We start from the raw sequence: 25,321 nt of genomic DNA, 5'->3' as shown, positions 1-25,321 counted from the left end.
CCGGTCTTTTCTGTCTCCTGAAACACTCCAAAATAAGATCAATAAACACACATAAACTACTGCAAAAAAAGACTTTTAACTTAATGTAAAAAGAATTCACATAACCTCTTGCGAGACGGGCAACCGCATCCCATCTCTTTAATGTGAAAAGCATTCACATATACAGAAACACGCAACATTCAGTTCGAAAGGGAACCCCATGCCCCACGCCACCTACACTTACGCGCCCGCCGAGTCCGCGCAGGGCTGGCTTCGACGGGCTGAGACATGGCTCGACGACAAGGGCAAAGGTGCCTGGATCGCCGTCATGGTCCTCGGTTTTATCTTTGTCTGGCCGGTCGGCCTCGCCCTACTCGCCTATATGATCTGGAGCAAAAGAATGTTCGCTTGCAAACACCGCCCGCACCACGGCCCCCGTGGTCGCAATATGCACCGCGCACGGGCCTATGCCGCCCATGCCGCAGCCCGTCCCTCCGGCAACTCCGCCTTTGATGCCTATAAGGAAGAGACCCTGCGCCGGCTTCAGGACGAGCAGGAGCAGTTCGAGACCTTCCTCGAACGTCTGCGTGCGGCAAAAGACAAGGCCGAGTTCGACCAGTTCATGGAAGACCGCGCTAAACGCGCCGCCGAAGGACACAACACGGCAGAGGTCGAAACGCCGGATGTCGACAAGACAGAGGAGGCCTGAGCCTCAAGACAAGACCTGCGACACACGCGGGGCTTGCCTCTTTCCCATGGAGAAACGAGAATGCACAGCATGATATATGACCAAGATGATCTCTGGGGCCTGCCCGACCCCGACCGCCAGCCCGATTTTTACGCCTCGGTCCCCGCAAAACGCGCACTGGCGTTTGTGATAGACCTGATCGCAGGCGTGCTGATTGCGGCCCTTATTGTGCCCTTCACCGCATTCACAGGGATTTTCTTTTTCCCGTTTCTCGTTGCCGTGGTGAGCTTCGCCTATCGGGTCATTACCATTGCCAATGGATCGGCCACATGGGGGATGCGCCTGATGGGGATCGAGTTCCGTGACCGCAAGGGCGCACGGTTCGATCTTGGCATGGCGGTGCTGCACACCACGCTGTTCACCGTCTGGTGCTCTACCGGCTTTTTGCAAGTCGTGTCGGTCGTCCTCATGGCCACCACCGCACGCGGGCAAGGCCTCTCCGACTGGATCCTCGGCACAGCCGCGATCAACCGTCCGTCGCGCTACTGATGGCGAAAACACAGACAAAAGGGGGCACGTCAGTCCCCTTTTTCGCCGCAAGCCGGAGATTTGCGGTTTGAACCACTTGGCGAATGGCCTGTGAATTGCTACCTTTTCCTCAACACGTAACCCGTCATTTTGTCATTCACCCCAAGTTTTACCTATGCGCCATTCCCTCCCCCTCGCGCCGCAATTCTATGTGACGGCCCCGCAACCCTGCCCCTATCTGGAGGGCCGGATGGAGCGCAAGCTGTTCACGTCGCTGCAAGGGGAGAACGCCATCGCGCTCAATGACAGCCTCTCGAAACAGGGGTTCCGGCGCTCGCAAAACGTGCTCTACCGCCCGACCTGTGCGGGCTGCAACGCCTGTCTCTCCGCTCGTATCCGAGTGGCGGATTTCAAACCGTCGAAATCCCAGCGCCGCGCGATGAACAAGAACAAATACCTCAAACGCGGGGCCACCTCGCCTTGGGCCACGGAAGCGCAATACGAACTGTTCAGCGAGTATTTGGAGACGCGACACGCCGACGGCGGGATGGCGGATATGGATGTGTTCGAATTTGCCGCGATGATCGAAGAGACGCCGATCCGCACCCGTGTGATCGAATATTACATCCCCGGCGAGAACGGCACGCCCCGCGAACTGGCCGCGACCTGTCTCACAGACCTTCTCGATGACGGGGTGTCGATGGTCTATTCCTTTTACAAACCGGAGCTGACCAAGGACAGCCTCGGCACCTATGTGATCCTTGATCATATCGAGATCGCGCGGGATGCCGGCCTGCCCTATGTCTATCTCGGCTACTGGGTGCCGGGGTCTCCGAAAATGGGCTACAAGGCGCGGTTCTCGGCGCTTGAGGTCTATCAGGACGGGCAATGGGTCGAGGTCGAGGATCCCGATGATTTCTCGCCGGACAGTCATCCGCTGGAAAACGAACCGATTGCGCAGCAGGTGGCCAAGATCGACCTGCCGGATATGCAGAGCACAAAACCGGACAAGCCGCTGTTTTGAGCCTTGTCGCGGCAGGTTTACATGTCACCGAATGGGATACGCAGCGGCGCTGCCCGTCGCGCAGCGTGTCTAACATCGCGCGTTCAAGCTTTTCGAGAATGACTTTAATGCACGGCACTCTTGCCCGTCTCCGCGCCCATCATCGCGCGCGGATCGGTGCGCAGCGTGGCGTCGATCAGCAAGCCCATCTGTTCGGCCAGAGACACCGCCAGAGGGGCCACATCCGCACGCACGATCAGCATCGCCATAAGACAGGCATCCTCGCGCTTGCCACGAGCCGCCAGACGCACGAATTGCGCCAGCACCGCCTCGTCCGCCCCAAGGCAATCACAACTCATCCCGTGGCTGACCAATTGTCGCCGCCCGTGACGCCGGAACACCATCATCATCTGTTCGAAAATCTTGCCCATATCACTTGAGCGACGCAGCGCGTCCGAGCCGCGAAAGAGCGTGACGACCACGCGCCCCTGCTCGCTCAGTTGCGAGAGCTTTCCGACCGGCTGCGCCCCCTCCAACGCGTCTTCGGTAAGCTGGTCGAGGGCACGGGCAGATTGGAAAGACATGATCGGGCTCCTTGTGGACGCGAAACTGCGCTAAATACCTTAGTATTTTTATAAGACTTTCTTCGCAAAGCAAGAGGTTTTTCGCAGCCAAAAGAAAACCCCGCCGAAACCGGCGGGGTTTTGCGTGTCACTCAATGTGCCTCGGGTCAGTTCGACAAGAGGTTCGGCACAATCGTTACGATATCGGGGAAGACCCAGAGAATTCCCAGACCGAGCATCTGAATGAGCACAAAGGGAATGATACCCTTGTAGATATGCCCCGTCGTCACCTCTTTCGGAGCCACCCCGCGCAGGTAGAACAGCGCGAAACCGAAAGGCGGTGTCAGGAAGGAGGTCTGGAGGTTCACTGCAATCATGATCGTCACCCATTTCGGGTCCATCGTGCCGCCGTAAATCACCGGCCCGACGATGGGCACAACGATGTAGATGATCTCGAGGAAATCGAGCACAAACCCGAGGATGAAGAGCACCAGCATCACCAGAAGGAAGACGGTGAACTCATTGTCAAAGCTGCGCAGGAAGCTCTGGATATAGTGTTCACCACCGAAGGAAATCACCACGAGGTTCAAAAGCTGCGACCCGATGAGGATGGTGAAGACCATCGACGTGACCTTCGCCGTTTCCCGCACCACGATGCCCAAGGTGCCATCGGAGAACAGCACCCAGCAGGCATAGAGAATGCCGAACATGGCGTAGTAATAGGCCCCAAGCGCAACGATGTAGGCCACCCAATCCTCGAACGGCACATCGCCTCGGCCCAGACGCAGATCGAAATTCGACCCGATCAGGATCATAACGATCACGGCAAAGGCGGCACCAAGAATGATCTTGCCCGACTTGTGATGATCCGACAGCTTGCGGTAAGCGGCGAGCAAAAGTGCGCCCCCTGCCCCGAGTGCTGCCGCCGGTGTGGGGTTGGTCACACCGCCAAGGATGGAACCAAGCACCGCCACGATCAGAACCAAGGGCGGGAAGACCACACGGAACAATTCATTCCTGGCCAGATTTGCCGCAGCGGCTTTCAGCCCGTATGCCAGAGCGGCAAAGGGGATCAGGTAGATCACAAAGGCCGTGCCCGAAGTGGTCAGCGGCCCCACAAAGAGCGCATCCAGAACCAGCACACCCACGATCCCTGCCGCACCGATCAGAAGCGGACGCGGATCACCGGTCGGCGCCACACCACGGCCAAAGGACAGCATCAGGGACAGAAGCACCATAACCGTCAGCAGCCCGTTGCCCAGTTTCGGCGCGTTCGTCACCGCATCGGTGGTGAGGGCTTCGATCTCTTCCGGCGTGCGCTGCACAGAACCTTGCGACCCGCCCGAAGCTTCGATCGCGGCTTGTTCTGCCACGGCCTTGTCCCATGCGTCCTGACCGTGCAGGTCAATCATAGCCGCCTGACATTGATCCGACACCGCAGTGCGCAAAGAGGCCCGCGCCCCCGCTTCGGAGAATTCGGACACCACGATCTGTTGCGAACCGGCAATTCCCACCTGACCAGAGGCAATCGCGCCACCGATCAAAAGCACCGGCACAGCGATGAACCACAACACACCTTCGCGGCGCGTGATGGTGGAATGGCTGGTGTGTTCCAGATGAACCGGTGGAGCCTTGGACGGATTGAACAAGGCGTAACCGAAGGCATAGAGTGCATAGAGCCCTGCAAGGAATATCCCCGGCAACATGGCCGCTTGGAACAGCGTGCCGACAGAGACCACAGCGGGTTCGCCAAGATAGGTCAAGGCATCAGTGCAGCCCACCGCCTGCGCCCGCGCCTCTTGGGCGGCGGAATAGAGATCGCCCGCCAGCGTGCCCAAAAGCACGATGACGATGGAAGGCGGAATAATCTGCCCCAAGGTGCCCGACGCCGCGATCACCCCTGTGGCAAGCTGCGGCGAATAGCCGTGACGCAACATGGTCGGCAAGGACAGCAGCCCCATCGTCACAACGGTCGCCCCGACAATGCCGGTGGAAGCCGCAAGGAAGGCGCCCACAATCACCACGGACACGGCCAGACCACCGGGTAGCGGACCAAAGACCCGCGCCATGGTCGTCAAAAGATCGTTGGCGATCTTGGAGCGTTCAAGAACGATCCCCATCATCACGAACATCAGCACTGCCAGAAGCGTCTCAATAGAAGCCCCTGCAAAGACGCGCTCGTTCATCCGGTTGACGATAAAGGACAGGTTGCGATCCACCGCCTGCTCCCATCCTCCGGGGAAGAGGGCTTCGGGATAAACCGGTAGATCGGGATACCTGAAATGCGAAATATTAGCGGGGTTGACGCCTGAATTCACAAGATCGCGGTACGCCTGCGAGCCGGTATCCAGCGCCTCGTGCACAAGGATGCCCGCGCTGTCCAGAGCGGCGATGATGCCAAATGACATAAGCCCCGCCCCCCCGATGGCAAACGCCACCGGAAAGCCCGTGAGAATACCGCCGAAGAGGCAAAGGAATACGATGATGAGGCCGATTTCTACGCCATCAAGTCCGAAAAGCATGTGTTTGTTCCTTCGCTCGAATTAATACGTGCCTTCAAAGGTTTCTTCACCTTCGCCGAGCGTGTCTTTGTCGAGATATTTACCTGCACTCTCTTCACCCTCGACGAATTCGAGGAAGGAGCGGTAGAAAAAGGCCAGCGCCTGCAAAATCACCAGTGAGAGGAAGCACAGCATCAGGATTTTGAACAGGAAATAGCCGTTGAACCCGTTGGCGGAAAAGGACACGGTTTCCACGTTCCATTTCACGATCCGCGCCTTCATCAGCATCCGGTCCAGCGCGTCAGAGGCCGAGACTTTCGGCGTGATCAGGTGCCGCCAGAGGAAGAACCACGCATACATCCATGTCAGAAGCGCGACAGGCAGCATGAAGAACAGCGACCCGAACATGTCGATGGCGCGTTTGGTGCGATGTTTGACGCCGGCATAGATCAGATCCACGCGGACGTGGCTGCCTTGCACAAAGGCGTAGGACACACAGAGCGCCACAACGAGGGCGTTCTCGAATTTGAGGCTTTCGGAGAACCAGCCGACAGATTCCGTGAACCCGCCGCCGAACGGCGAAATCGAAATCTCGCCCTGACGGAAGATCGACTGCAAGAACACCACGATGATCTGCTGTAGCACCATCAGAAGGCCGAACCATGCGGCCACGCGGCCTGTGGTATTGGCGATCTTCTCAAGCCCGCGCACCAGCGCCCACAGGAAGGGGCGATGGACAAAGCCGATCACGGAGAGCACAATCACCACATCCAGAAAGACGAACAGAAGCTCTTTTGATCCACCGTAATAAACAAAGCGCAAAAGGCTTTCCTTATCCGACCAATCGAGCCAAAGCCCCGGATGTGTAAGCGCATAAATGATGTGCCAGAACCCGAGACCGAGGTTGACAACGAGGCTCACCACCGCGTCCACCACAAGTCCCAGAAAAGACGTACCGGCCTGTTCTTCCATCTCGTCTGTCCCCTTCCCGGCCCGCATCCGCGCGGCCCGTTCCCAGTGTCATGTTATTCTATGTGTGTAATGGCGTTGCTTTACGCTTCTGAAACACGGACGACAACGCGAAAAGGACGAAAATGCGCGCGAAAACCGCGCGCATTTCCTATTTTTCAAGCCTTTCAGGGCATCATTCCGACTGGGCCGCGATCACACGGTCACGCTGCGGCGTATATTTACCGTCAGAGCGCCCCATCCAGCCGGAGGTCGCAGACATCGCTGCCTCGTAAGAGGTGCGGATCTCCGCGAAAATCTCATCATCCATATAGCCGTCGAGCACTTCCTTCGCGGCGGTCCCGAAGGCGGTCCAGATGTCGTCGGAGAATTCCTTGAGCTGAGTGCCGCCTTGAATCAGGCGTTGCAGCGCCGGACCGTTGTTGGCGACAAACAGTGCGTAGTTGTGCTGATGGCATTCGCCAGCGGCAATCTCGATGGCCTTCTGCTGTGTCGGGGTCAGACCTTCGAACACTTCGAGGTTGGTGGTGACACAAAGCGCGGCACCCGGTTCGTGGAAGCCCGCCGGATAGTAGTAGTCACAGACCTCTTGCAGGCCGAGCTTCTCGTCCGACCACGGGCCGATCCATTCGGTGCCGTCCAGCGCGCCGGAAGACAGGGCTTGATAAATCTCGCCACCCGGAAGCACCTGCACGGAAGCGCCGAGTTTGGACACGGTTTCCCCGCCAAGCCCCGGCATACGGAATTTCAGACCCTGGAAATCGGAAGGCGACTTCATTTCCTTGCGGAACCAGCCCCCGCCCTGACCACCGGTCTGACCGGCGATAAAGCCCTTGAGGCCGAAGATTTCGCCCAGCTTGTGGTGAAGCTCCATACCGCCCATGGAATAATACCACACCATCATTTCCGGCGCGGTCATGCCGAAGGGCACGGTGGTGAAATACGCCAGCGCAGGGTGTTGACCGGTGAAGTAATATTCGCAGCCGTGATACATATCGGCCTGACCGGCGGTCACGGCGTCAAAGACTTCCAACCCGCCAACAAGCTCGCCTGCGGCTTTCGGCTCGACGGTCAGCTGCCCGTCGGTGAGCGCGCCGACATTGGCGGCAAAGCGTTCAACGGAATCCCAGACGCCCGCAAGTCCGCGCGGCCATGTGGTGACCATAGTCAGCGTGCGCTTGCCCTGTGCATATACCGGCGCGGCCAGAGTGGACGCAGCGGCAGCAGATGCCCCGCCCAGAGCGGATGTTTTCAAAAAAGAACGACGATCCATAGATGGTTTCCTCCCAAAATAGTCTATGGCGAATTTTAACCCCGACCCACGCGACACCAGTCAGCCCCTTCCCCCCTTTCAAGCAGCGGCGCAAAGGTCCTCTCGCCTTCGCACCAGAAACGGGCAGATCATCTGACGGGCCACATGCGGGCCGGATCGTTCAAAGAGGTTAGCGGTCACAAAGGCGCGAGGAAATACCCAACATTACGCAGAGGCCTCATTTTGTAACTTTTTCTGATGAAAATTGGTAACTTTCCTACCATATTGCGAATGCAAACCTCCGATTGACCCGCTGCGGAACGCCGCTATCCTGCATTCGACCCAAAGACCGGACCCTCGACATGACGCGGCTGCTGCCCGAGATGACCTATGCGCGCAAACTCTATTTGCTCGCCACTCTGCCGCTGATCCTCTCTGTCGCGGCGATTGCCTTTGTCGTGGCGCATCAGTCGAAAACCATGTCGGAACGCGAGATCGCCGATCTCGAAGCCCAGTTGATCAGCGCCAAAAAGCAGGAGTTGCAAAACTACCTGCAACTGGCGCGCACCTCAATCAGCGCCGATTACAACCCCGCCCCGCCCGATGACGAAGTGGCCAAGACCAAGGTGACACAGACTCTGGCCGCCATGACCTACGGGAGCGAGGGCTATTTCTTTGTCTATGACTATCAAGGAACCAACCTCGTCGCCCCGCGTCAGACCGAACTGATCACCCGCAACTGGGCGGGACGCACCGACAGCGAAGGCACGCCCGTGGTCGACGAGTTGATCCGGTTGGCCCGTCAGGGCGGCGGCTATCACGAATTTCTCTGGCCCAAACCCTCCACCGGCGAGGAGGCCCGCATGATCAGCTATGTGATCGGTTTGCAGGACTGGCAATGGGCCATCGGCACAGGGGTGTTCATTGACGATGTGCTGACCTCTGTTGCAGCCGCCCGCGCCGAGGTCAACGCCCGTGTGCGCCGGACCTTCGGCTATATCGGTGCGATCACCATGGCCGCTGTGCTTCTGGTCTTTATGACAGGTGTCTCGATCACGATCCGCGAGCGCCGTCTCGCAGATGCCAAGCTCAAGGAACTGACCCAGCGCATTTTCGACACGCAAGAAGAAGAGCGAGGCCGCGTCGCGCGTGAATTGCATGACGGGATCAGCCAGATCCTTGTCGGTGTGCGCTATGCGATGGAACTGGCGCGGCGGCAGTTGAAGGCGGGCGATCCGAAAGCTCCGGCCAGTCTCGACCGCAGTTTCGACATGCTGGGCGGTGCACTCACCGAGGTGCGCCGCATCTCCCGCGACCTGCGCCCCGGTGTATTGGACGATCTGGGTCTTGGCCCCGCGCTTCAGGCTCTGGCCGAAGAATTCGAGAAACGCACAGGGATCAAGACAGGGCTGGAAACCGTCGTCTTTCGCAACCGGCTCGACGAAGAGGCACGGATCGCCCTGTTTCGCATCGCACAAGAGGCTCTCACCAATATCGAACGCCACGCCGAGGCCACCGAGGTCTCCATCAAACTCGCCGGCCACCGCACAGGCGCAACGCTTCTGGTCAGTGACAACGGGCAAGGTTTCGACCCTTCCGAGACCAGCAAGACCGGTCGTGGCATCGGGCTGCGCAATATGGCCGAGCGGATGGAACAGCTCGACGGCACATTGACCATCACACATCTCTCCCCCGGCACGGCCATTGACGCCACCGTGCCGTTGAAGCATATCCTGCCTCCCGCAGGCTCCAACCGCCCCCGCTCCCACATAGGAAACGCCCGATGAATGACATGACCCGAACCCGCGTTCTGATCGTGGACGATCATCCGTTGGTGGCCGAGGGCATCCGTGCGTTGCTGGAAAGTTTCGAGGATATCGACGTGGTGGGCACGCTGAGCAACGGGCGCGAGGCGGTGGACCAGATCGACACGCTGGCGCCGGACGTTGTGCTGCTGGATTTGAACATGCCTTGTATGGGTGGGCTGACAGCGACAGAACTGCTGCTGGAGCGCCGCCCAGAAACCCGCATCCTGATCCTGTCCATGCACGACAGCCCCGAATATATCGGAGCCGCGCTGTCGCACGGAGCGATGGGCTATGTGCTCAAAGACGTGCCGACCGAGGATGTGAAAGAGGCGATCGAGGCGGTGATGCGCGGCGAGAAATTCCTCTGCACCGGTGCGCAGGCCGCAATGGGGCCGAAAATCCGCGACGGGCGGGAACCTTTGACAGAGCGCGAACAGACGATCCTGCTGGAACTGGCGCAGGGCAAATCGAACAAGGAAGTCGCCGCCACCCTCGACATCTCCGTGCGCACGGTCGAGACCCACCGCAAGAACATCAAGCGCAAGCTGGGGATTTCCTCCACCGCCGGACTGACGCGCTATGCCTTGGAACACGGGGTTTTGCAGGGCACAGGACGGTTCTAAAAGCCCCCCCCAAAAAAAAGCGAGCTTCCTGACCGCCCGTTGCGCGCAGGCAATACTCATCAGGCAATAGTCATAGCGCGAAGCCATAAATCCGGCTAAACCTGAAGCATGATCTCCAAGCCCGCCACTATGCCCGCCATTAAAAGCCTCCCAGTCCTGTTGTCCGGCGTTCTCCTGATTGGCCCTGTGATATCTCTCGCAGCGGAGCCAACACCCTGCGCCGACACCTTGTCGGAACTGTCATGGGCACTCGAAGACACAGAGCAATATATCCACCTGAACTCGGACCGCTCCGGCGACGCCCTACATGGGGTGGGCTGTAAGGAAGACGAGGTAATTGACTGGTTTGAAAGACATTCATGGTCTCTCTTGCGCAGGGTTTCGGTGGACGGGCCGTCCTTTGGCACAGGTGCAGACAGCTATCGGGCCGATCGGGGTCTGGTCTTTTGCCTGCCCCGAAAGTTCCCGTTCAGGTGGCGCACAAACGGATGTGTCGCTCAGATCAGTGTCTTGCTATTTGAGGGCAAGATCACACATCTCATCGCCGGCCCCACACTCTGACCCCACCGCGCGAGACCGCAATGGGCGCGCCTGCTCGATCCAAACAAAAACGCGCAAGGGATGGCTCCCCCGCGCGTCTCTAATTTCTCACCGATCAGGAAAGATCAGCCTTCCATTTTCTCCAGAACGCGGTTGCGCTGGGTGCTGTAGAACGTGTCGGACTGACCCATCCATGCCGATGTGGCTTTCATCGACTCTTCAACAGAGGTGCGGATTTCGACAAAGAGATCGTCGTCCATATATTGATCCAGAACCTCTTTGGAAGCGCGGCCCAAAGCTTCCCAGACATCGTCAGGGAATTGCTTGATCTGCGTGCCGCCCGAGATCAGGCGTTGAAGCGCAGGACCGTTGTTGGCGAGGAACAGCGCGTAGTCGAACTGGTTACATTCGGCAGCGGCATTGTCGATAATCCGCTGTTGTGCCGGTGTCAGCGACTGGAACACTTCGAGGTTGGTGTTGACCGACAGGGCCGAACCCGGCTCGTGGAAACCGGCCGGATAGAAATAGTCACAGACCTCTTGCAGGCCCAGACGTTCGTCCGACCACGGGCCGACCCATTCCGTCCCGTCCAAAGCGCCCGAGGAGAGCGCCTGATAGATGTCACCCGCCGGCATCACCTGAACCGATGCGCCCAGTTTGCCGACCACTTCGCCGCCCAAGCCCGGCATCCGCAGCTTGAGGCCCTGGAAGTCGGAGACAGAGGTGATTTCCTTACGGAACCAGCCGCCACCCTGCGCGCCGGTCTGGCCGCCGATGTTGGCGCGCAATCCGAAGATTTCGCCCAGATCGCGGTGCAGCTTTTGCCCGCCCATACCGTAATACCAAACCATCATTTCCGGCGCGGTCATGCCGAAGGGAGAGGTGGTGAAAAACGCCATCGCGGGGTGCTGGCCGGTAAAATAGTATTCTGCAGAGTGGTAGATATCGGCCTGACCGGAGGTCACAGCGTCAAACACTTCAAGACCGCCAACCAGTTCGCCTGCAGCGCGGGCCTCGATGGTGAGTTGGCCGTCGGACATGGTCTGGACACTGTCCACGAAACGTTCAACAGCTTCCCAGACCCCTGCAAGACCGCGCGGCCAGGAGCAGACCATCGTCAGGGTGCGCTTGCCTTGCGCATACATCGGCGCGGCCAGCGTGGACGCGGCCGCAGCAGAGGCGCCACCGAGCGCGGAAGTTTTCAGAAAAGAACGGCGATCCATATGAGTATCCTCCAAATGTGCGCGAGGGGTTCCCCCTCACCAAATCGCGCGCACCATAGTGATGGCCTCCGGAAGATTGAAGGGGGAAACACATGCAAATTTGCGCCAAAATTGCGCGCAGATGCGGAGGGGACGCAACTTTTTTGCTCATAGAGGGCAAAATGAGGGGCGACGGCCTCATCGTCTCAACACACAGCGCACGCCCACCAGAAGTAATTCCGCCTTCACCCCCTTCACTTTACGGCGCAAGCAATTCGATAGAGCGCGGCTGTCCGTCAACCCGCCCGAACCCGAAATTCGCCAAGTATTTGTCCATGCCTGCGCTGTCCTGCCAATAGACATCAGCACGGTGGCTACGAATTTCATGCATCAGTGCATCATAGGTCAGCACAAGCGGAAAGACCGGCTCCCCCTGAGCGAGCGGTGATGTCATCGTCGCGACAAGACGCACGTAGAGACCGACATCTGCGTTCTGATCATAGCGCAAAACCGCATCTGTCAACACCAACGGCAGGGCCTCTCCCGCATGGGTAATGGCGACATGCTGCGCCAAATACCCCTTGATCTGTGCGAGTTGCGCCGGTGCCAGATCTTCGTTCACCAAAGCATCCTCCCACGTCGCAAACTCTGACGAGGCCACCATCAGATCTTCGAGTGGAAAGGAGATGACGAGACGCAGGCTTTCGTCTTTGTACGAAAATGTCAGGACGCTACCGGGCAAGGCATGCGCCAACACGGCCCCTGCCCCTCCCAACATCAGCGACACGGCCAGACAGACCGCGCGCATACATGTTCTCAGCCTCATAGGGTGTTGCCACCGTAATCATCCTGCTGGTCACGCCATACAGAATGTGGATGATTGCCCTCTTCACCCGTAGATTTGTTGGACTGCATCGAGAACTCCAGCCAGAGCGACGGGCCATGCAGACGCACATAATCATCTTCACTGTCGAGATCGGTCGTGCCGGAAAATCCCAGATAGGTGTCGGCAAATTCGGCCTCGTATTTCTCCATATAAGCTGCGGCCCCTGCATCATTGATGTCGCCCACATAGGTCTCCAGCGCGGCAATCAACAGGTAGACTTGCTCGTCACTCAGTTCCGAAACGCTCAATCCCTCTTTTTCTTCGGGGATCGCATCATCGGCCTGCGGTCCTGCGAGAATATCGCGGTAGGTACCTTCAAGCAAAGCAGCCTCGCGCTGCTCCTCTGTCAGCGATTGCAACAGGCGTGCGAACGCGTCACGTTCCTGCGCCATCGGCAGGTTCAGGCGGTCATTAAACTCGACAGGACGAAACGGTTCGACCCCGCGAAAAGACGGTGTGGCCCCAACCAGAACTCCATCGGTATAGGTATTGGCAAAGGCAAAGTGGTGCCCGCCGCAATACAATTCCCAAGTCCCTGACTCGGCTGGCGTTCCGAGAAAAGCGAAATAGAAATTCGAAGACGAATATCCGGCCTGATCCGTGGCCACGGTATAAATGAAATCATCCAGATTGAGATTCTGTTCGATCTCGTCATAGCCTTCGTTCTCACGCAGACTCCCCGCCTCCATCAGGATCGCTTTGACAAGGCCGAGCTGTTCCTCCGAAAACTCCCCCAAAAGCACACCCGGACGATCCGGATAACCCCCTGCGGGCAGGTTGCTCCACTTCTGGGCTGTTTCTACGGAATAAGGCTGCTCCATAAGTTCAAGAATATCATCGGAAACATCTGCTTTGAGCAATTCGCTCAGGCACAACAACCGCGAACCGCGCAAATCCCGGCTCATCACCGCAAGTCTCGGCTGAGTCGGGCAGTTCGACCGCACCGATATTGATGTTTTCCTCCATCAAACGCGGGTCATTTTCATGCGGCTCGCCTCCGCCGGGAGGTGGCCCTGCGGGCTGCGCCCGAGCAATATCAACGGCACCGGCAATCGCAACAGCTGCGATCACACCGGCGAGAAGAAAACTGGATTTGCCCATCGGCGCGCTCCTTGTAAGATTGTTGACGCTACGCTAATCAACTTGCCCCGCCCAGACAACATAAAGCGCCCGAAAGGCCACCTCGAACTTGCTCCTGACGCTCGCATGGGGATGCGGAAAACAACAGAGCCCGCGCAAGCATCGCCTGATGGCATGACGGGCACAGAATGATCCGCGCCCGCCACCGTTTCAGACCATCAAGAAGCGAACAGATCCTTATATTGCTCACGCAGGATGTTCTTTTGCACCTTCCCCATCGTATTGCGCGGCAACTCATCCAGCAGGACCAGTTTGCGCGGGTGTTTGAAACGGGCCAAGGACTGCCCCACGGCTTCCATGATCGCGTCGAAATCCGGCGCGCGGTCTTTTTGCGGCACGAGCACGCCGACGACGGTCTCCCCGAAATCCGGATGCGGCACGCCGATCACGGCGCTTTCCACCACCCCCGGTTGCTCGTCGAGCACCAGTTCGATTTCCTTGGGGTAGATATTGTAGCCGCCGGAAATAATCAGGTCCTTGTTACGCCCGACGATATGAACGTAGCCATCCTCATCGATTTTGCCGAGATCGCCGGTGATAAAGAACCCGTCCTCACGCAGTTCGGCGGCGGTCTTTTCCGGCATTTGCCAATAGCCCTTAAACACATTCGGGCCGCGCACCTCGATCTGTCCTACCTCTCCATCGGGCAGGGTCTTGCCGCTGTCGGGATCGGTGACTTTCAACTCCACCCCCGGCAGCGGAAAGCCCACCGTGCCCGCACGGCGCTCGCCGTCATAGGGGTTGGAGGTGTTCATATTGGTTTCGGTCATGCCGTAGCGTTCCAGAATCCGGTGGCCGGTCCGCTCTTCGAACTGGACATGGGTTTCGGCCAGCAAGGGCGCAGAACCGGAGACGAACAACCGCATGTGTGAGGCCAGATCTTTTGTGAACCGCGCGTCATCGAGCAGACGGGTGTAAAACGTCGGCACCCCCATCATCGTGGTGGCTTCCGGCAGATAGGCGATGATCTCGTCCAGATCGAATTTCGGCAGGAAAATCATGCTGCTGCCCGAGGCCAGAATGATATTCGTAGCCACAAACAACCCGTGCGTGTGGAAAATCGGCAAGGCGTGCAACAACACATCGTCGCTCGTAAACCGCCATTCCTTAACCAAGGTCTCGGCATTGGACAGCAGGTTGTTCTGCGTCAGCATCGCGCCTTTCGACCGTCCGGTTGTGCCGGAGGTGTAGAGAAACGCCGCCAGATCATCAGCCTCACGCGCCACGGTGGGAAATGTGTCCGGCATGGCCTTGGCCTGTGCCATCAAATTGCCGCTGCCATCGCCGTTGAGGGTCTCCACCTTGGCGCCAAGGCTCTCGCCCACCGCGACCATCTGATCCTTGCTCTTATCGCTGCACACGATCAGGGAGGCCCCGCTATTTTCGATGAAATAGCGCAATTCATCGACGGTATAGGCGGTGTTGAGCGGCAAAAAGACAAGACCAGCCTGAACACAAGCGGCGTAGAGCGCCAGAGCTTCGGCGGATTTCTCAACCTGCACCGCCACACGATCTCCGGGCTGCAAGCCCAGCCCCGTCATTACATGGGCAAGCTGCGCACCGGTCCCGAGGAATGCCTGATGCGTCATCACCTCCCCGTCAGGAAGTTTGAGAAACGGCGTGGATTTTCCGGCATGGACACCGAACAAACGGTCATAAAGAGGATTTGCCATAGATTACCTTTCTTCAGTTTTGGGCAGCGCGACAGGTCCGGCCAAGGCTTTGACCTCGGCCGTTGCGATGACTGCGCGCGTATTGGCAAAATTTTCGTGATTTTGTGCGACCCGTTGGAGGTCATAGAGATAGTTCACCATCGTTCCGCCTGATTGAGCCATCCCCTTTTCAGAGGTGTCGGCATCGGCATGGACGGCGTGGATCTTGGCACCGTTGCCCAAATGGAACCGCGCCACCGGATCATAGGGCAGTCCGCCACGGGATTTGGCGTTCAATAGGTAATAAGCAGCCAATGCTTTCATCTGTTCGGCATCCTTGCCCTCGCGGCTCATCCCTTCCTGCTCCAGCCAACGCATCAGGCCGGGGATGGGCGACAGGGTGACAAAGGTGCGCAATCCGGACAGTTCGGCAGAGAGATCGGCGGCCACCTGTTTGATCAGGGAGTTTCCGAATGAAATACTGGCCAACCCCGCCTGACAGTTGGAAATCGAATAGAACACCGCCGTGTCGGCCTCCTCCGGCGCAAGGGTCTCCCGATCCTCCGCCAGAAGCGCCTGCACCGAGCCGGGAATGCCTTGGGTCAGCGCCACTTCCACAAAGATCAGCGGCTCGTCGGGCATGGCCGGATGGAAAAACGCGAAACAGCGCCGGTCCGCAGGCTCCAGCCGCCCGCGCAGATCGGTCCAGCTGTCGATGGCATGCACTGCCTCATAGGCGATGATTTTTTCGAGGATATGCGCCGGACTTTCCCAGTTGATCGGGCGCAGCACAAGAAAGCCGCGGTTGAACCACGAGGCAAACAGGTGCCGGAAATCCAGATCAAGCGCCTGAAGCTCCGCCTCCTTCCCGCCAAGCCGCAACAGGTCCGCGCGCATCTTGACCAGCGCCCCTGTCGCACCGGGCACCTGATTGAGCCGCCGGATCAACTCCTGCCGCGCAGGCTCCACCGCCTCGGAGAACGCCCGATAACTCGCCTTGGAATGATCGCGCTCGTAGTCTTCCAAAGTGGTGCGCACAAGCTCCGGATCAATGTCCATCGTCGTCGCAATGTCATGGAAGAAGGCGAGTTTTTCCTGATCCTCCAACTCGGCAAACCGCGACAGGATTTCCCGCGCCAAGGCCAGACCGGAGGTCTCCCCCGCCGTACCGACAAGCGCCGTGGCCAGTTCGATCAGCGGACGGCCATCCAGTTTCAGTTTCGAAGACTCCCGCCGATAGCGTCGCTCGAACACCGTCGACAAAAGCTCTGCCAATATCGTCATATTGCTGCTCCCATAACCAAGTCGGGAAGCCATGTGGCGCACTTCGCCGTCACGCGGCAGAGCATAGATTTCATTTTATCCTCCCTAGAATCGACCCCGAGGCACCTCGGGATCGGCCTCAGCCTAGGCGCGTTATGTTTTTTCAGTCAATATTTTTGTATACAAGAGTTGTAATCTTGTTCCCACAAACACCTCGTGCTATTTCGGAAACTATGGACACACGGCGCTCGGATATCATCGCAGAAGAGTTGGAAGAGAGAATTTTCAACGGCACCTATCCCGATGGAGACAGGTTGGACGAGGTGCGTCTGGCCACGGAATTCGGCGTATCCCGAACACCCCTGCGCGAGGCGTTGCAGCGGCTTGCGCGGTCCGGTCTTGTGACGCTCGTGCCGCGACGCGGAGCTTTTGTCAGCCAGCCCGGCCCAGTCGAGCTTCTGGAAATGTTCGAGGTCATGGCCGAGTTGGAAGCTGTCTGTGGCCGTCTCGCGGCTATGCGCATCTCGGATCAGGCGCTGACGGAGTTGCAAGAGGCCAACATGAACTGTCAGGCTGCCGTCGATCGACAAGACATAGACAGCTATTACGCGGAAAACGAACGGTTTCACCACATCATCTACAAACAATCCGGCAACAGTTTCCTTGCCTCCGAAGCGCAGGCCCTACACCGGCGTCTCAAGCCGTTCCGGCGGCAACAGTTGAAGCTGCGCGGGCGAATGGCGCAATCCATGGCCGAACACAAAGCGATTGTTGACGCCCTTGAGCAAGGCAAGCCGGAGGAGGCCGTCACCGCGCTGCGAAACCATGTGGCCATTCAGGGCGAGAAATTCCACAGCCTGATGTCCAACCTGAAACGCCGCAGCGGCTGATCTGCCCCCCAAACCCACGACAGTGACAGCCCGCGCAGACCTCGCGTCGGACCGCCGCACCGGAATAGGGATTGCGGGCGAGAGAAATCCGTGATTGTCTCAATATTGATACAAGCCGACCCATAGCTCACCACGCAGGCCGGCTTTCAACGATCACATGGATTTCCAAGACCGCACCGTGGAACATACTGAAAGCACCTTCAAAGACATCGGCGCACGCCTGAAGGCATACCGGCTCGGGCGCAACCTCACGCCGGAGGAGCTGGCCGCACGACTCAATATCTCGCGAGCTGCGCTTTACCGCGCCGAAAAGGGCGGAATCGCCAAAATCGACATGCTCACCGCCATTGCAGACGAGCTTCAAATTTCCCTGCCCAGCCTTCTGGGAGTCGGCATCGAGTATGTCGACAACGCCCTGAGCTTCTTTGAGCGGATGCGCCAGATCGAAGACGATTGCGACCAGATCATCGGCCTATTCAGTCCGATCTCCTATCTGGTGACGACCGAGCGATACGATCAGGTGCTTCACGATGTGCTCCGTGAGTCCACGCAAGACGAGAACGGTGAAAATATCGCCGGAATTCTGTCTGTTATCAAAGCCAGAAAGCAGAAATTCAAACAGGCACGCCCTCTTCTCGCCTCAATCATCTCGGATGCGGACATCCGGAAATTTCTGCGCGAAGGGCTGCAAGGCTCGGCTGATCTCGACACCTGCACTCGGGATTTGCGCCGTCATATGGCACTGGAAGAGGTGCGCCACATCGTCGACATGCTGCGCAATCCCGACATTGGCGTGCAGATCGGCGTAGCGCGGGAGCCCATCCCCTCCACCTCCTTCCAGATCGTGCGCAAGGCCGGACGGTCCGTTTTGACCATCAGCCCCTTCCGTTTGGGGCACGATCCGAATATTCGTGTTGGCGTCGGTATGATCACCTCGGCGCCAGAAGCCCTCGAACTTCACGAAGGCATCGCTGAACGACTCTGGGCGACATCCCTCAAAGGTCGGGAGGCCGCCGAACATATCGAAAACCTCATCGCACGAGACGGTATCAAATCGCCGCAAGCGGGTGATTAAATAATGTGCAGACTTGCGCAACACCTAGGCGAAACCAAGATTCGTCTCATTTTTTAGACTTTTTGTATTGACCTCCCCGAGCTGATCGGGAGGGTAGGCTCATACAAAGAAACAACCGGGAGCGTTCCATGTCGCGAACCACACCTCTTCTCTCCTCCGTCCTGCTGGCCAGCCTTACGCTCGCCGCCCCTGCGCTTGCGCAAGAATATGTGGCCAAGATCGGCCACCTCGAAAGCACGCAGCAAAGCCGTCACATCCACCTCGAAAAAGTCGCAGAGCTTGTTGCCGAACGCACGGACGGCGATGTGGAATTCCAGATTTTCCCCCAAGGCCAGCTTGGCAACCAGCGCCAGATGAACGAAGGCGTGCAACTCGGCACGCTTGAGGCCACAGTCGCCCCTGCCGCTTTCCTTGGCGGTTTCAACCCGCTGGTGTCCATTCTCGACATTCCCTACCTGATCCCCGAAGACGCCGATGCCGCCGCAGAACTGCGCGACGGGCCGTTCGGTCAGGCGCTGCTCGACAGTTTCTCCGACAAGGGCATGGTCGCCATCGACCTGTGGCCCAACGGCAAGAAACAGTTCACCTCCAACGAGCCGCTCGACTCGCTTGAGGACTTTGCCGGTCAGAAATTCCGCGTCATGGACAGCTCGATCTTGATCGAACAGTTCAACGCTCTGGGAGCCTCGGCCATCGCCCTGCCCTTTGGCGAGCTTTACACCTCCTTGCAAACCGGCGTTGTCGACGGCGAGGAAAACCCGCTCGACACCATCAAGGCGATGAAATTCTACGAGGTGCAGAACTATCTCGTGGTGTCCGATCACGGCGCGATGGAGGATGTGATCCTCTTCAACCCGATGTTCTGGGACAGCCTGCCGGGCGAATACCAGACAGTGATCAAAGACGCTTTTGCCGAAGTCATCCCCGAGCTGACCGCGCATAAAGCCGCCGCTGTCGAAGCTGCGCTCGAAACCGTCAAAGAGTCCGGCACCAATGTGCGCATCGCGGACGAAGAAGAACGCGCCAAGTTCCGTGACGTGATGTTCGCACCGGCCTCCGCCGCCTATGTTGCCAAAACCGGCGACGCGGGTCAGGCGCTTCTGGACACATACACAGCCGCTTATGACGCTTTGAAATAAGCTGGCCTCACACTGTTCCGGCGGGCTGTTCGACAATGGCCCGCCTTTCCTATTCCGAAGGATGTCCCATGAAAGCCCTCCATGTTCTCAGGACCGTTGAGCGCAGCCTCCTCGTTACGCTCTTTCTGACGATGGTTCTGCTCTACACCGGCTCTGTGATCACCCGCGAGATCGGCGGTTCTTTTGCCAGCCGCTTTGCCTGGATCGAAGAAGCCGTGCGGATGATGAACCTGTTTCTGGTGTTTCTTGCGCTTGGACTGGCGCTGGAGCGTGGCAAACATGTGGGCATCACAAACCTGCGCGAACGCCTGCCTGCACCGGTGCTGCGCGCGCTGTTGAAAACGGTTGATGCCATCGGGGTCTGTTTTAGCCTCTATGTGGCATGGCTCGCGCTCGATCTGGTGCAATTCGTCCTCAAAAGCGGCCAGCGCTCCCCGACCTTGGGCGTCCAGATGGGCTATATCTATCTCGCGCCCGTCATCGGCTTTCTTCTGCTCGCCCTGCGTTATGGCTTGAGTTTTTTCAACATCATTGACCGCTTTCAAACCGAGGAGTCCGCAGAATGATTTTTGCACTCATTCTTTGTCTCGCCGTGCTGCTTCTTGTGGCGGGTTTCGAGATGCTGCTTGTCCTCGGCGTTCCGGCGCTGGCCTATAAGGAAATGTTCTACGAACGGTTGCCCGATGCAGCGGTCGTCCAGAAGATCGTCGGCGGCATTGACCACTCGACCCTTCTGGCCATCCCGTTCTTCATCTTTGCCGCAAACCTCATGGGCTCCGGCCAGATCGCGCGCCAGTTGATCAATGTCGTCAAGGCTCTTGTCGGCCATACACGCGGCGGCATGGGGCATGTGGTGGTCGGCGGCAGCATGGCTTTCGGCTCGGTCTCCGGCTCGGCCCCGGCAACGGTCGCGGCGATGGGGCGGATGGTCTATCCGGAACTGCGCAAAGTCGGCTATTCCGAGAAATTCAGCCTCGGCCTTCTGGTCTCTTCGGCGGAAACCGCCCTACTCATCCCGCCTTCGATCACCTTGATCGTCTATGGCTGGATCACAGGCACCTCGATTGCGAAACTCTTTGCCGGCGGTCTCGGGATCGGTGTCGTTCTGGGCATTGCTTTCTCTGTCTATGTGGTGCTGCAAGCCATCCGCGACGGCGTCAAACCCATGCCGCGTATGCCTTGGTCCGAACGGTTCAAAACCATCTGGGACGCAAAATGGGCGCTCGGGATGCCGGTCATCATTCTCGGCGGCATCTATTCCGGCATCATCACCCCCACAGAAGCCGCCGCCGTCAGCGTGGTCTATGCCATTCTGGTCGAAATGTTCGTGTTCCGTGCGCTTGATCTCAAAGGTCTGGCCAAGATTACAGAAGACAGCGCGATCAACACCTCGATCATCTTTGTCCTGCTGGCCATCGGCGGATTGATCTCCTTTTTCGTCACGCTGGCACAGGTGCCCGCAGGGATCATTTCCTTTCTCGACGCCGCAGACGCAGGTATGATCACCTTCCTCATAGCAGTGAACATCTGTTTCTTTATCGCAGGCATGTTCATTGATCCGAACTCGACGCTCCTGATCCTTGTCCCGCCGCTCTATCCGGTGGCGATGAGCTTTGGCATCGATCCGGTGCATTTCGGGATGTTGGTCACACTGAACGTCTGTCTGGGGATGATCACCCCGCCCTTCGGACTTGATATCTTTGTGGCCTCCTCGACCCTGAACAAACCTGTCACCAAAATCATCGCGGGTGTCTGGCCCTTTGTGATCGTCAACCTGATCGTCCTGTTGCTCGTCACATACGTGCCTGAAATCTCGCTCTTTGTCCCCAAGCTCATCTACGGCTGAAAGGCAGTTCCATGACCTTCACCCCAACTGTTCTCCCTGTCCCTGCGCCGCAGGGGCTGTCTCTACGCTGTTTCGAAGCCCGTTGTCGCGTGATCTCCAACACGCCAGTGAACGGGGAATACCGTTTGCTGGTTCTGGATGCCCCCGCCGAGGTGCTTGACTGCCAGCCGGGCCAGTTCTTCCAGCTTTTATGCCCCCAGCCCGAAGGCGAGACGCCCTTTCTGCGCCGCCCGATGAGCATCTACGGATTTGATGCGGCACAGGGCCGGTTGGAATTTCTCTACAAGGTCACAGGCGCCGGAACACGGGGGCTGGCCACGCTGCGCCCTGACGATGCGTTCAATGTGCTTGGGCCTTTGGGTCAGGGGTTTTCCATGCAGGACGACTGGCAGCACCTGATGCTGGTGGCCCGTGGCGTAGGACTTGCCACTCTGGCCCCTCTGGCGCGGATGGCGCAAGAGAAAGGGCGCAAGCTCACCGCAATCTGCTCTGCGCGGCGGCCCGAACTGGCCATGTCCGTCGATCTGTTCGAAAGCTACGGCGCGGAGGTGATCGTGGTCCATGACCAGAACGCAAGCTCCACGCCCGAAGCCCTGCGCCCGCTGATCGAGGCCCGCATTGCCGCAGGCCAAGTCGATGCCTTCTACACCTGCGGCTCCGCGCGGCTGTTGCGGCTTTTGCAAGACCTCGGCGCCAAACACGGTATTCCCGGCGAGATTGCTATGGAGCAGCAAATGGCCTGCGGTCTTGGCATGTGTCAGGCCTGTGTGCGCCAGTTCCGCGTTGGCGACCGGCTCATCCAGCGCCGCGTCTGCCGCGAAGGCCCTGTTTTTCCCATTGAGGAGGCGATTGTCTGATGCGAGATTTCATAACCGGCAGCACAGCGGATTTGAGCGTGTCTCTGGGCGACCTGCGCCTCAAGAACCCGATCATGCCCGCCTCAGGCACTTTTTCCGAAGACCTCAGCGATGTATTCGATCTCGATGTTCTGGGCGCGCATGTGCTCAAAACCATCATGCACGACACCCGCGCCGGCAATCCGACGCCACGGGTCTGCGACATGCAATCGGGCATGCTGAACGCCATCGGCATCCCGTCCAAAGGATTTGCCTATTTCCGCGACGAGATGCTGCCCTATTGGTCCGCTTACCGTGCGCCTTTGGTCGTCTCGATCTCGGCCCATTCCCTTGACGATTTCGCGCGGCTCTGTGCCGAGGTCTCCCTACCCGGCGTGGCGGCGATCGAGGCCAATATCTCGTGCCCCAATATCGAAGCGGACGGCAAGGCCTTTGCCATGCGCCCCGACACGACAGAGCAAGTGATGACGCGGCTGCGCGCCGAGACCGACCTGCCGCTCTGGGCAAAGCTCACACCCAACACCGGCGAACCTGTGGATGTGGCCCGCGCGGCTCAGGCGGCAGGGGCCGATGCGCTGGTCGTGGCCAATACCGTGCTGGGCATGTCCATCGACATCACAACCCGCACCCCGCGACTGGGCAATGTGATGGGCGGCATGTCCGGTCCGGCGATCAAACCCATCGCCCTGCGGATGACCTATCAATGCGCACAGGCCTGCGACATTCCGGTGATCGGCTGCGGCGGCATTTCCACCCTTGAGGATGTGCTCGAATTCCTGATCGCAGGGGCCCGCGCGGTCCAGGTCGGCACCGCCACGTTCCAATCCCCGACCACGATGGCCCGCCTTGTGAGCGAACTGGGCGCATGGATGGACACAAACAACATCCGCTCGGTTGATGAGATCATCGGCACGGTTCAGGCACCGGAGGCAGGCGTATTCGAATGAAACACCATCGCAGCGACACTCTGGCCGAACTGGCCGCAGATATGTTCGACGACATCCGTGCCCTGTCCCGCGACTGCGCGGGGGTGAGCCGTCCGGCCTTTTCCGAAAAGGAAAGCGAAACACTGGCCTATCTATCTAAGCGTGCCGAGGCCGAAGGGCTTTGTGTGACCGAAGACGCGGGCCGCAATCTGGTCTTTTGCCTGCCCGAACACGCAGATGCCCCGCATTTCACCGTGATCGGCAGCCATGTGGACAGCGTGCCGATGGGCGGCAATTATGACGGTCTGGCGGGCGTGCTTGCCGGTTTGATCGTCCTCATCGCAGCAAAACGCGGCCAACGCGCCCTGCCCCGCGCGGTCAAGGTTCTGGCCATGCGCGGCGAGGAAAGCGCGTGGTTCGGGGCCTGCTACCTCGGCTCCAAGATGCTCACAGGTAGCCTGCCGGAGACGGAATACAACGCTGTTCACAAAGGCGACGGGAAACCGCTCTGGGCACATCTCGAAGCCCTCGACATCGACACCGCCCCGATCAAGGCCCGCCAGCCGATCTGTGACCTGCGCCAGATCGACGCCTATATCGAACTGCATATCGAACAAGGTCCGCTTCTGGTCGAGCGCAACATTCCCGCCGCTGTGGTCACAGGTATTCGCGGCAATTTCCGCTATCGGGAGGTTCACTGTATCGGTCAGGCGGGGCACTCGGGCGCCGTGCCTCGGGCCTATCGCCATGATCCGGTTCTCGCCTTTGCCGAGTTGATGCACCGGCTGGACACCACATGGCAGCACCTGTTGAACACGGGACAGGATCTCGTGCTCACCTCCGGTATCGTCGCCACTGACGCGACACGCCACGCGATCTCGCGCATTCCCGATGAAATCGCCTTTTCCCTCGACATCCGCTCGCAAGACGCCGAGACCCTTGAGCGGATGCGGGACTATCTGGCCTCGGAAATGGCCGACATTGCCCGCGCCCGCGGCGTGCGTTTCGATCTGGGAACACAGAGCGCAGTGGACCCTGCCCTCATGGACCCGGATCTGGTCGCAGATCTGGAAGAGGCCATGGCACAGGTCACGGGCGAGGCCTTCTCAATGGCCTCAGGTGGCGGTCATGACGCCGCTGTGTTCGCGCAGGCCGGCGTGCCCTCCGGCATGGTTTTCGTGCGCAACCGCAACGGATCGCACAATCCGGACGAAGCTATGGAGATCGCGGATTTCATGGTGGGAGTCGACATCCTTTCGACCTATATGGAGGCCAGCACATGAAGGAGCCTCTGATGATGCCGCTCAGCCCCGAAACCCGCGCCGATTTCGCCCGCCGCACAGCGCTTGCGCTTCTCGACATTCACGCGGTGGAAGTGGCCAAGGAACGGCCCTTTATCCTGTCGTCCGGCGTGGCAAGTCCGGTCTATATCAACGTGCGCAAGGTTATTTCCTTTCCCGCCGTGCGCGAAAAGCTCATGGGCTTTGCCTCGGAGGTGATCGACGCGGAGATCGGCCGCGACAGGATTGATGCCATTGCCGGTGCGGAAACGGCGGGAATTCCCTTTGCGGCATGGATTGCCGCCACCACCGGCCTGCCGCTGCAATATGTCCGCAAACGCGCGCAGGGGTTCGGGCCGGAGGCGCATATCGAAGGCGTCTGGGAACAGGGCCAGCGGGTTTTACTGGTCGAAGACCTGACCACCGATGGGGCCTCCAAAATCCGCTTTTGCGAAGCCCTGAGAGCCGCAGGACTACAGGTCAGCGATGTGTTCATGCTGTTCCAATATGACATCTTCCCCGAAACCCGCGCCGCCATGACGCGCTCCGGCATCCGGCTTCATGCGCTGGCGACATGGAAAGACATTCTCGACATCGCCCACACCCACGACCGTTTCACCGCCGAAGGCCGCGCCATTATCTCGGAGTTTCTACAAGATCCTCTGGCATGGTCAGCCGCACATGGTGGTGCCCGCAGCCTCGAATTTTAAC

The 25,321-nt window shown here is 58.9% G+C and carries 25 protein-coding genes; 15 read left to right on the top strand and 10 right to left on the bottom strand.

Annotated elements, in window-relative coordinates; all coding sequences use genetic code 11:
• The first annotated feature begins 199 nt into the window (after positions 1 to 199).
• From BM152_RS04230 to BM152_RS04220, 3 genes are all read left to right on the top strand, one after another.
• A complete protein-coding gene (locus BM152_RS04230; protein ID WP_066607875.1) occupies positions 200 to 688 on the top strand; it encodes a DUF2852 domain-containing protein in 489 nt (162 codons plus the stop codon).
• A gap of 60 nt (positions 689 to 748) precedes the next feature.
• Positions 749 to 1,216 (top strand): RDD family protein, encoded by a 468-nt coding sequence (locus tag BM152_RS04225; protein WP_231730575.1) that lies wholly within the window; start codon positions 749 to 751, stop codon positions 1,214 to 1,216.
• 154 nt (positions 1,217 to 1,370) lie between these two features.
• Positions 1,371 to 2,219 (top strand): arginyltransferase, encoded by an 849-nt coding sequence (locus tag BM152_RS04220; RefSeq protein WP_066607869.1) that lies wholly within the window; start codon positions 1,371 to 1,373, stop codon positions 2,217 to 2,219.
• Between the two features lie 104 nt (positions 2,220 to 2,323).
• On the opposite strand, the gene BM152_RS04215 is transcribed toward BM152_RS04220, so the two are convergent.
• The 4 genes from BM152_RS04215 to BM152_RS04200 form a co-directional block, all read right to left on the bottom strand.
• Positions 2,324 to 2,782: a hypothetical protein gene (locus tag BM152_RS04215; RefSeq protein ID WP_066607866.1), complete on the bottom strand. Its 459-nt coding sequence runs from the start codon at positions 2,780 to 2,782 to the stop codon at positions 2,324 to 2,326.
• 146 nt (positions 2,783 to 2,928) lie between these two features.
• Entirely contained in the window at positions 2,929 to 5,283 is a 2,355-nt protein-coding gene (locus BM152_RS04210) for a TRAP transporter large permease (RefSeq protein ID WP_066607865.1), read from the bottom strand.
• 21 nt (positions 5,284 to 5,304) lie between these two features.
• Positions 5,305 to 6,234, bottom strand: a complete 930-nt coding sequence (locus tag BM152_RS04205; protein ID WP_066608155.1) for a TRAP transporter small permease subunit — start codon at positions 6,232 to 6,234, stop codon at positions 5,305 to 5,307.
• Positions 6,235 to 6,406: 172 nt separating this feature from the next.
• A complete protein-coding gene (locus tag BM152_RS04200) occupies positions 6,407 to 7,504 on the bottom strand; it encodes a TRAP transporter substrate-binding protein (RefSeq protein WP_066607862.1) in 1,098 nt (365 codons plus the stop codon).
• A gap of 341 nt (positions 7,505 to 7,845) precedes the next feature.
• Here BM152_RS04200 and BM152_RS04195 point away from each other — a divergent pair, with 341 nt between their 5' ends.
• The 3 genes from BM152_RS04195 to BM152_RS04185 all read left to right on the top strand — a co-directional run bounded on the left by BM152_RS04195 (position 7,846) and on the right by BM152_RS04185 (position 10,475).
• Complete coding sequence (locus BM152_RS04195) at positions 7,846 to 9,270, top strand: cache domain-containing protein (RefSeq protein ID WP_066607859.1); 1,425 nt, start codon at positions 7,846 to 7,848, stop codon at positions 9,268 to 9,270.
• The gene (locus tag BM152_RS04190; protein ID WP_082715450.1) at positions 9,267 to 9,914 is read left to right on the top strand and encodes a response regulator transcription factor; all 648 of its coding nucleotides are present in this window, start codon (positions 9,267 to 9,269) and stop codon (positions 9,912 to 9,914) included. Before BM152_RS04195 ends, BM152_RS04190 begins: the two co-directional genes overlap by 4 nt.
• 129 nt (positions 9,915 to 10,043) lie before the next feature.
• Positions 10,044 to 10,475, top strand: a complete 432-nt coding sequence (locus BM152_RS04185) for a hypothetical protein (RefSeq protein ID WP_066607856.1) — start codon at positions 10,044 to 10,046, stop codon at positions 10,473 to 10,475.
• A 104-nt stretch (positions 10,476 to 10,579) separates the two neighbouring features.
• On the opposite strand, the gene BM152_RS04180 is transcribed toward BM152_RS04185, so the two are convergent.
• From BM152_RS04180 to BM152_RS04155, 6 genes are all read right to left on the bottom strand, one after another.
• Positions 10,580 to 11,677 carry a TRAP transporter substrate-binding protein gene (locus BM152_RS04180; RefSeq protein ID WP_066607854.1) on the bottom strand — a complete coding sequence of 366 codons (1,098 nt, stop codon included), beginning with the start codon at positions 11,675 to 11,677 and terminating at the stop codon, positions 10,580 to 10,582.
• Between the two features lie 238 nt (positions 11,678 to 11,915).
• On the bottom strand, positions 11,916 to 12,482 hold the full coding sequence (locus BM152_RS04175) for a hypothetical protein (protein WP_139222467.1): 567 nt from the start codon (positions 12,480 to 12,482) through the stop codon (positions 11,916 to 11,918).
• Positions 12,479 to 13,447, bottom strand: a complete 969-nt coding sequence (locus BM152_RS04170) for a DUF3500 domain-containing protein (RefSeq protein ID WP_197418801.1) — start codon at positions 13,445 to 13,447, stop codon at positions 12,479 to 12,481. Before BM152_RS04170 ends, BM152_RS04175 begins: the two co-directional genes overlap by 4 nt.
• Positions 13,377 to 13,643 (bottom strand): hypothetical protein, encoded by a 267-nt coding sequence (locus BM152_RS04165; protein ID WP_066607846.1) that lies wholly within the window; start codon positions 13,641 to 13,643, stop codon positions 13,377 to 13,379. The genes BM152_RS04170 and BM152_RS04165 overlap by 71 nt, the downstream gene beginning before the upstream one ends.
• 197 nt (positions 13,644 to 13,840) lie before the next feature.
• Complete coding sequence (locus BM152_RS04160) at positions 13,841 to 15,355, bottom strand: malonate--CoA ligase (RefSeq protein ID WP_066607844.1); 1,515 nt, start codon at positions 15,353 to 15,355, stop codon at positions 13,841 to 13,843.
• A 3-nt stretch (positions 15,356 to 15,358) separates the two neighbouring features.
• Positions 15,359 to 16,618: a malonyl-CoA decarboxylase gene (locus BM152_RS04155; protein ID WP_066607842.1), complete on the bottom strand. Its 1,260-nt coding sequence runs from the start codon at positions 16,616 to 16,618 to the stop codon at positions 15,359 to 15,361.
• A 212-nt stretch (positions 16,619 to 16,830) separates the two neighbouring features.
• Between BM152_RS04155 and BM152_RS04150 the strand changes: the two genes are divergently transcribed.
• The 9 genes from BM152_RS04150 to BM152_RS04110 all read left to right on the top strand — a co-directional run bounded on the left by BM152_RS04150 (position 16,831) and on the right by BM152_RS04110 (position 25,320).
• Positions 16,831 to 17,487, top strand: coding sequence for a GntR family transcriptional regulator (locus tag BM152_RS04150; RefSeq protein WP_066607840.1), 657 nt, complete (start codon positions 16,831 to 16,833; stop codon positions 17,485 to 17,487).
• Positions 17,488 to 17,644: 157 nt separating this feature from the next.
• On the top strand, positions 17,645 to 18,562 hold the full coding sequence (locus BM152_RS04145; RefSeq protein ID WP_066607838.1) for a helix-turn-helix domain-containing protein: 918 nt from the start codon (positions 17,645 to 17,647) through the stop codon (positions 18,560 to 18,562).
• A gap of 128 nt (positions 18,563 to 18,690) precedes the next feature.
• Positions 18,691 to 19,701: a TRAP transporter substrate-binding protein gene (locus tag BM152_RS04140; RefSeq protein WP_066607834.1), complete on the top strand. Its 1,011-nt coding sequence runs from the start codon at positions 18,691 to 18,693 to the stop codon at positions 19,699 to 19,701.
• A gap of 68 nt (positions 19,702 to 19,769) precedes the next feature.
• The gene (locus tag BM152_RS04135; protein WP_066607831.1) at positions 19,770 to 20,267 is read left to right on the top strand and encodes a TRAP transporter small permease; all 498 of its coding nucleotides are present in this window, start codon (positions 19,770 to 19,772) and stop codon (positions 20,265 to 20,267) included.
• On the top strand, positions 20,264 to 21,547 hold the full coding sequence (locus BM152_RS04130; RefSeq protein ID WP_066607828.1) for a TRAP transporter large permease: 1,284 nt from the start codon (positions 20,264 to 20,266) through the stop codon (positions 21,545 to 21,547). Before BM152_RS04135 ends, BM152_RS04130 begins: the two co-directional genes overlap by 4 nt.
• An 11-nt stretch (positions 21,548 to 21,558) precedes the next feature.
• A complete protein-coding gene (locus tag BM152_RS04125; protein WP_066607825.1) occupies positions 21,559 to 22,404 on the top strand; it encodes a dihydroorotate dehydrogenase electron transfer subunit in 846 nt (281 codons plus the stop codon).
• A complete protein-coding gene (locus BM152_RS04120; RefSeq protein ID WP_066607823.1) occupies positions 22,404 to 23,351 on the top strand; it encodes a dihydroorotate dehydrogenase in 948 nt (315 codons plus the stop codon). The genes BM152_RS04125 and BM152_RS04120 overlap by 1 nt, the downstream gene beginning before the upstream one ends.
• Positions 23,348 to 24,613 carry a Zn-dependent hydrolase gene (locus BM152_RS04115; protein ID WP_066607821.1) on the top strand — a complete coding sequence of 422 codons (1,266 nt, stop codon included), beginning with the start codon at positions 23,348 to 23,350 and terminating at the stop codon, positions 24,611 to 24,613. The genes BM152_RS04120 and BM152_RS04115 overlap by 4 nt, the downstream gene beginning before the upstream one ends.
• Positions 24,610 to 25,320: an orotate phosphoribosyltransferase gene (locus tag BM152_RS04110; RefSeq protein WP_211435250.1), complete on the top strand. Its 711-nt coding sequence runs from the start codon at positions 24,610 to 24,612 to the stop codon at positions 25,318 to 25,320. The genes BM152_RS04115 and BM152_RS04110 overlap by 4 nt, the downstream gene beginning before the upstream one ends.
• Position 25,321: the final 1 nt, after the last annotated feature.

This window comes from Celeribacter halophilus, assembly GCF_900114135.1.
GTDB lineage: Bacteria > Pseudomonadota > Alphaproteobacteria > Rhodobacterales > Rhodobacteraceae > Celeribacter > Celeribacter halophilus.
Note: the sequence above shows the minus strand (reverse complement) of the source record. Positions and strands in the feature narration are given on the sequence as shown.

Bases quoted from the DNA above. Each gene is read 5' to 3' on its own strand.
- BM152_RS04225 (WP_231730575.1), top strand. From the start codon at position 749: ATGCACAGCATGATATATGACCAAGATGATCTCTGGGGCCTGCCCGAC.
- BM152_RS04130 (WP_066607828.1), top strand. From the start codon at position 20,264: ATGATTTTTGCACTCATTCTTTGTCTCGCCGTGCTGCTTCTTGTGGCG.
- BM152_RS04150 (WP_066607840.1), top strand. From the start codon at position 16,831: ATGGACACACGGCGCTCGGATATCATCGCAGAAGAGTTGGAAGAGAGA.
- BM152_RS04195 (WP_066607859.1), top strand. From the start codon at position 7,846: ATGACGCGGCTGCTGCCCGAGATGACCTATGCGCGCAAACTCTATTTG.
- BM152_RS04160 (WP_066607844.1), bottom strand. From the start codon at position 15,355: ATGGCAAATCCTCTTTATGACCGTTTGTTCGGTGTCCATGCCGGAAAA.
- BM152_RS04185 (WP_066607856.1), top strand. From the start codon at position 10,044: ATGCCCGCCATTAAAAGCCTCCCAGTCCTGTTGTCCGGCGTTCTCCTG.
- BM152_RS04145 (WP_066607838.1), top strand. From the start codon at position 17,645: ATGGATTTCCAAGACCGCACCGTGGAACATACTGAAAGCACCTTCAAA.
- BM152_RS04205 (WP_066608155.1), bottom strand. From the start codon at position 6,234: ATGGAAGAACAGGCCGGTACGTCTTTTCTGGGACTTGTGGTGGACGCG.
- BM152_RS04165 (WP_066607846.1), bottom strand. From the start codon at position 13,643: ATGGGCAAATCCAGTTTTCTTCTCGCCGGTGTGATCGCAGCTGTTGCG.
- BM152_RS04110 (WP_211435250.1), top strand. From the start codon at position 24,610: ATGAAGGAGCCTCTGATGATGCCGCTCAGCCCCGAAACCCGCGCCGAT.
- BM152_RS04115 (WP_066607821.1), top strand. From the start codon at position 23,348: ATGAAACACCATCGCAGCGACACTCTGGCCGAACTGGCCGCAGATATG.
- BM152_RS04140 (WP_066607834.1), top strand. From the start codon at position 18,691: ATGTCGCGAACCACACCTCTTCTCTCCTCCGTCCTGCTGGCCAGCCTT.
- BM152_RS04200 (WP_066607862.1), bottom strand. From the start codon at position 7,504: ATGGATCGTCGTTCTTTTTTGAAAACATCCGCTCTGGGCGGGGCATCT.
- BM152_RS04120 (WP_066607823.1), top strand. From the start codon at position 22,404: ATGCGAGATTTCATAACCGGCAGCACAGCGGATTTGAGCGTGTCTCTG.
- BM152_RS04155 (WP_066607842.1), bottom strand. From the start codon at position 16,618: ATGACGATATTGGCAGAGCTTTTGTCGACGGTGTTCGAGCGACGCTAT.
- BM152_RS04135 (WP_066607831.1), top strand. From the start codon at position 19,770: ATGAAAGCCCTCCATGTTCTCAGGACCGTTGAGCGCAGCCTCCTCGTT.
- BM152_RS04170 (WP_197418801.1), bottom strand. From the start codon at position 13,447: ATGAGCCGGGATTTGCGCGGTTCGCGGTTGTTGTGCCTGAGCGAATTG.
- BM152_RS04210 (WP_066607865.1), bottom strand. From the start codon at position 5,283: ATGCTTTTCGGACTTGATGGCGTAGAAATCGGCCTCATCATCGTATTC.
- BM152_RS04220 (WP_066607869.1), top strand. From the start codon at position 1,371: ATGCGCCATTCCCTCCCCCTCGCGCCGCAATTCTATGTGACGGCCCCG.
- BM152_RS04215 (WP_066607866.1), bottom strand. From the start codon at position 2,782: ATGTCTTTCCAATCTGCCCGTGCCCTCGACCAGCTTACCGAAGACGCG.
- BM152_RS04175 (WP_139222467.1), bottom strand. From the start codon at position 12,482: ATGAGGCTGAGAACATGTATGCGCGCGGTCTGTCTGGCCGTGTCGCTG.
- BM152_RS04190 (WP_082715450.1), top strand. From the start codon at position 9,267: ATGAATGACATGACCCGAACCCGCGTTCTGATCGTGGACGATCATCCG.
- BM152_RS04125 (WP_066607825.1), top strand. From the start codon at position 21,559: ATGACCTTCACCCCAACTGTTCTCCCTGTCCCTGCGCCGCAGGGGCTG.
- BM152_RS04230 (WP_066607875.1), top strand. From the start codon at position 200: ATGCCCCACGCCACCTACACTTACGCGCCCGCCGAGTCCGCGCAGGGC.
- BM152_RS04180 (WP_066607854.1), bottom strand. From the start codon at position 11,677: ATGGATCGCCGTTCTTTTCTGAAAACTTCCGCGCTCGGTGGCGCCTCT.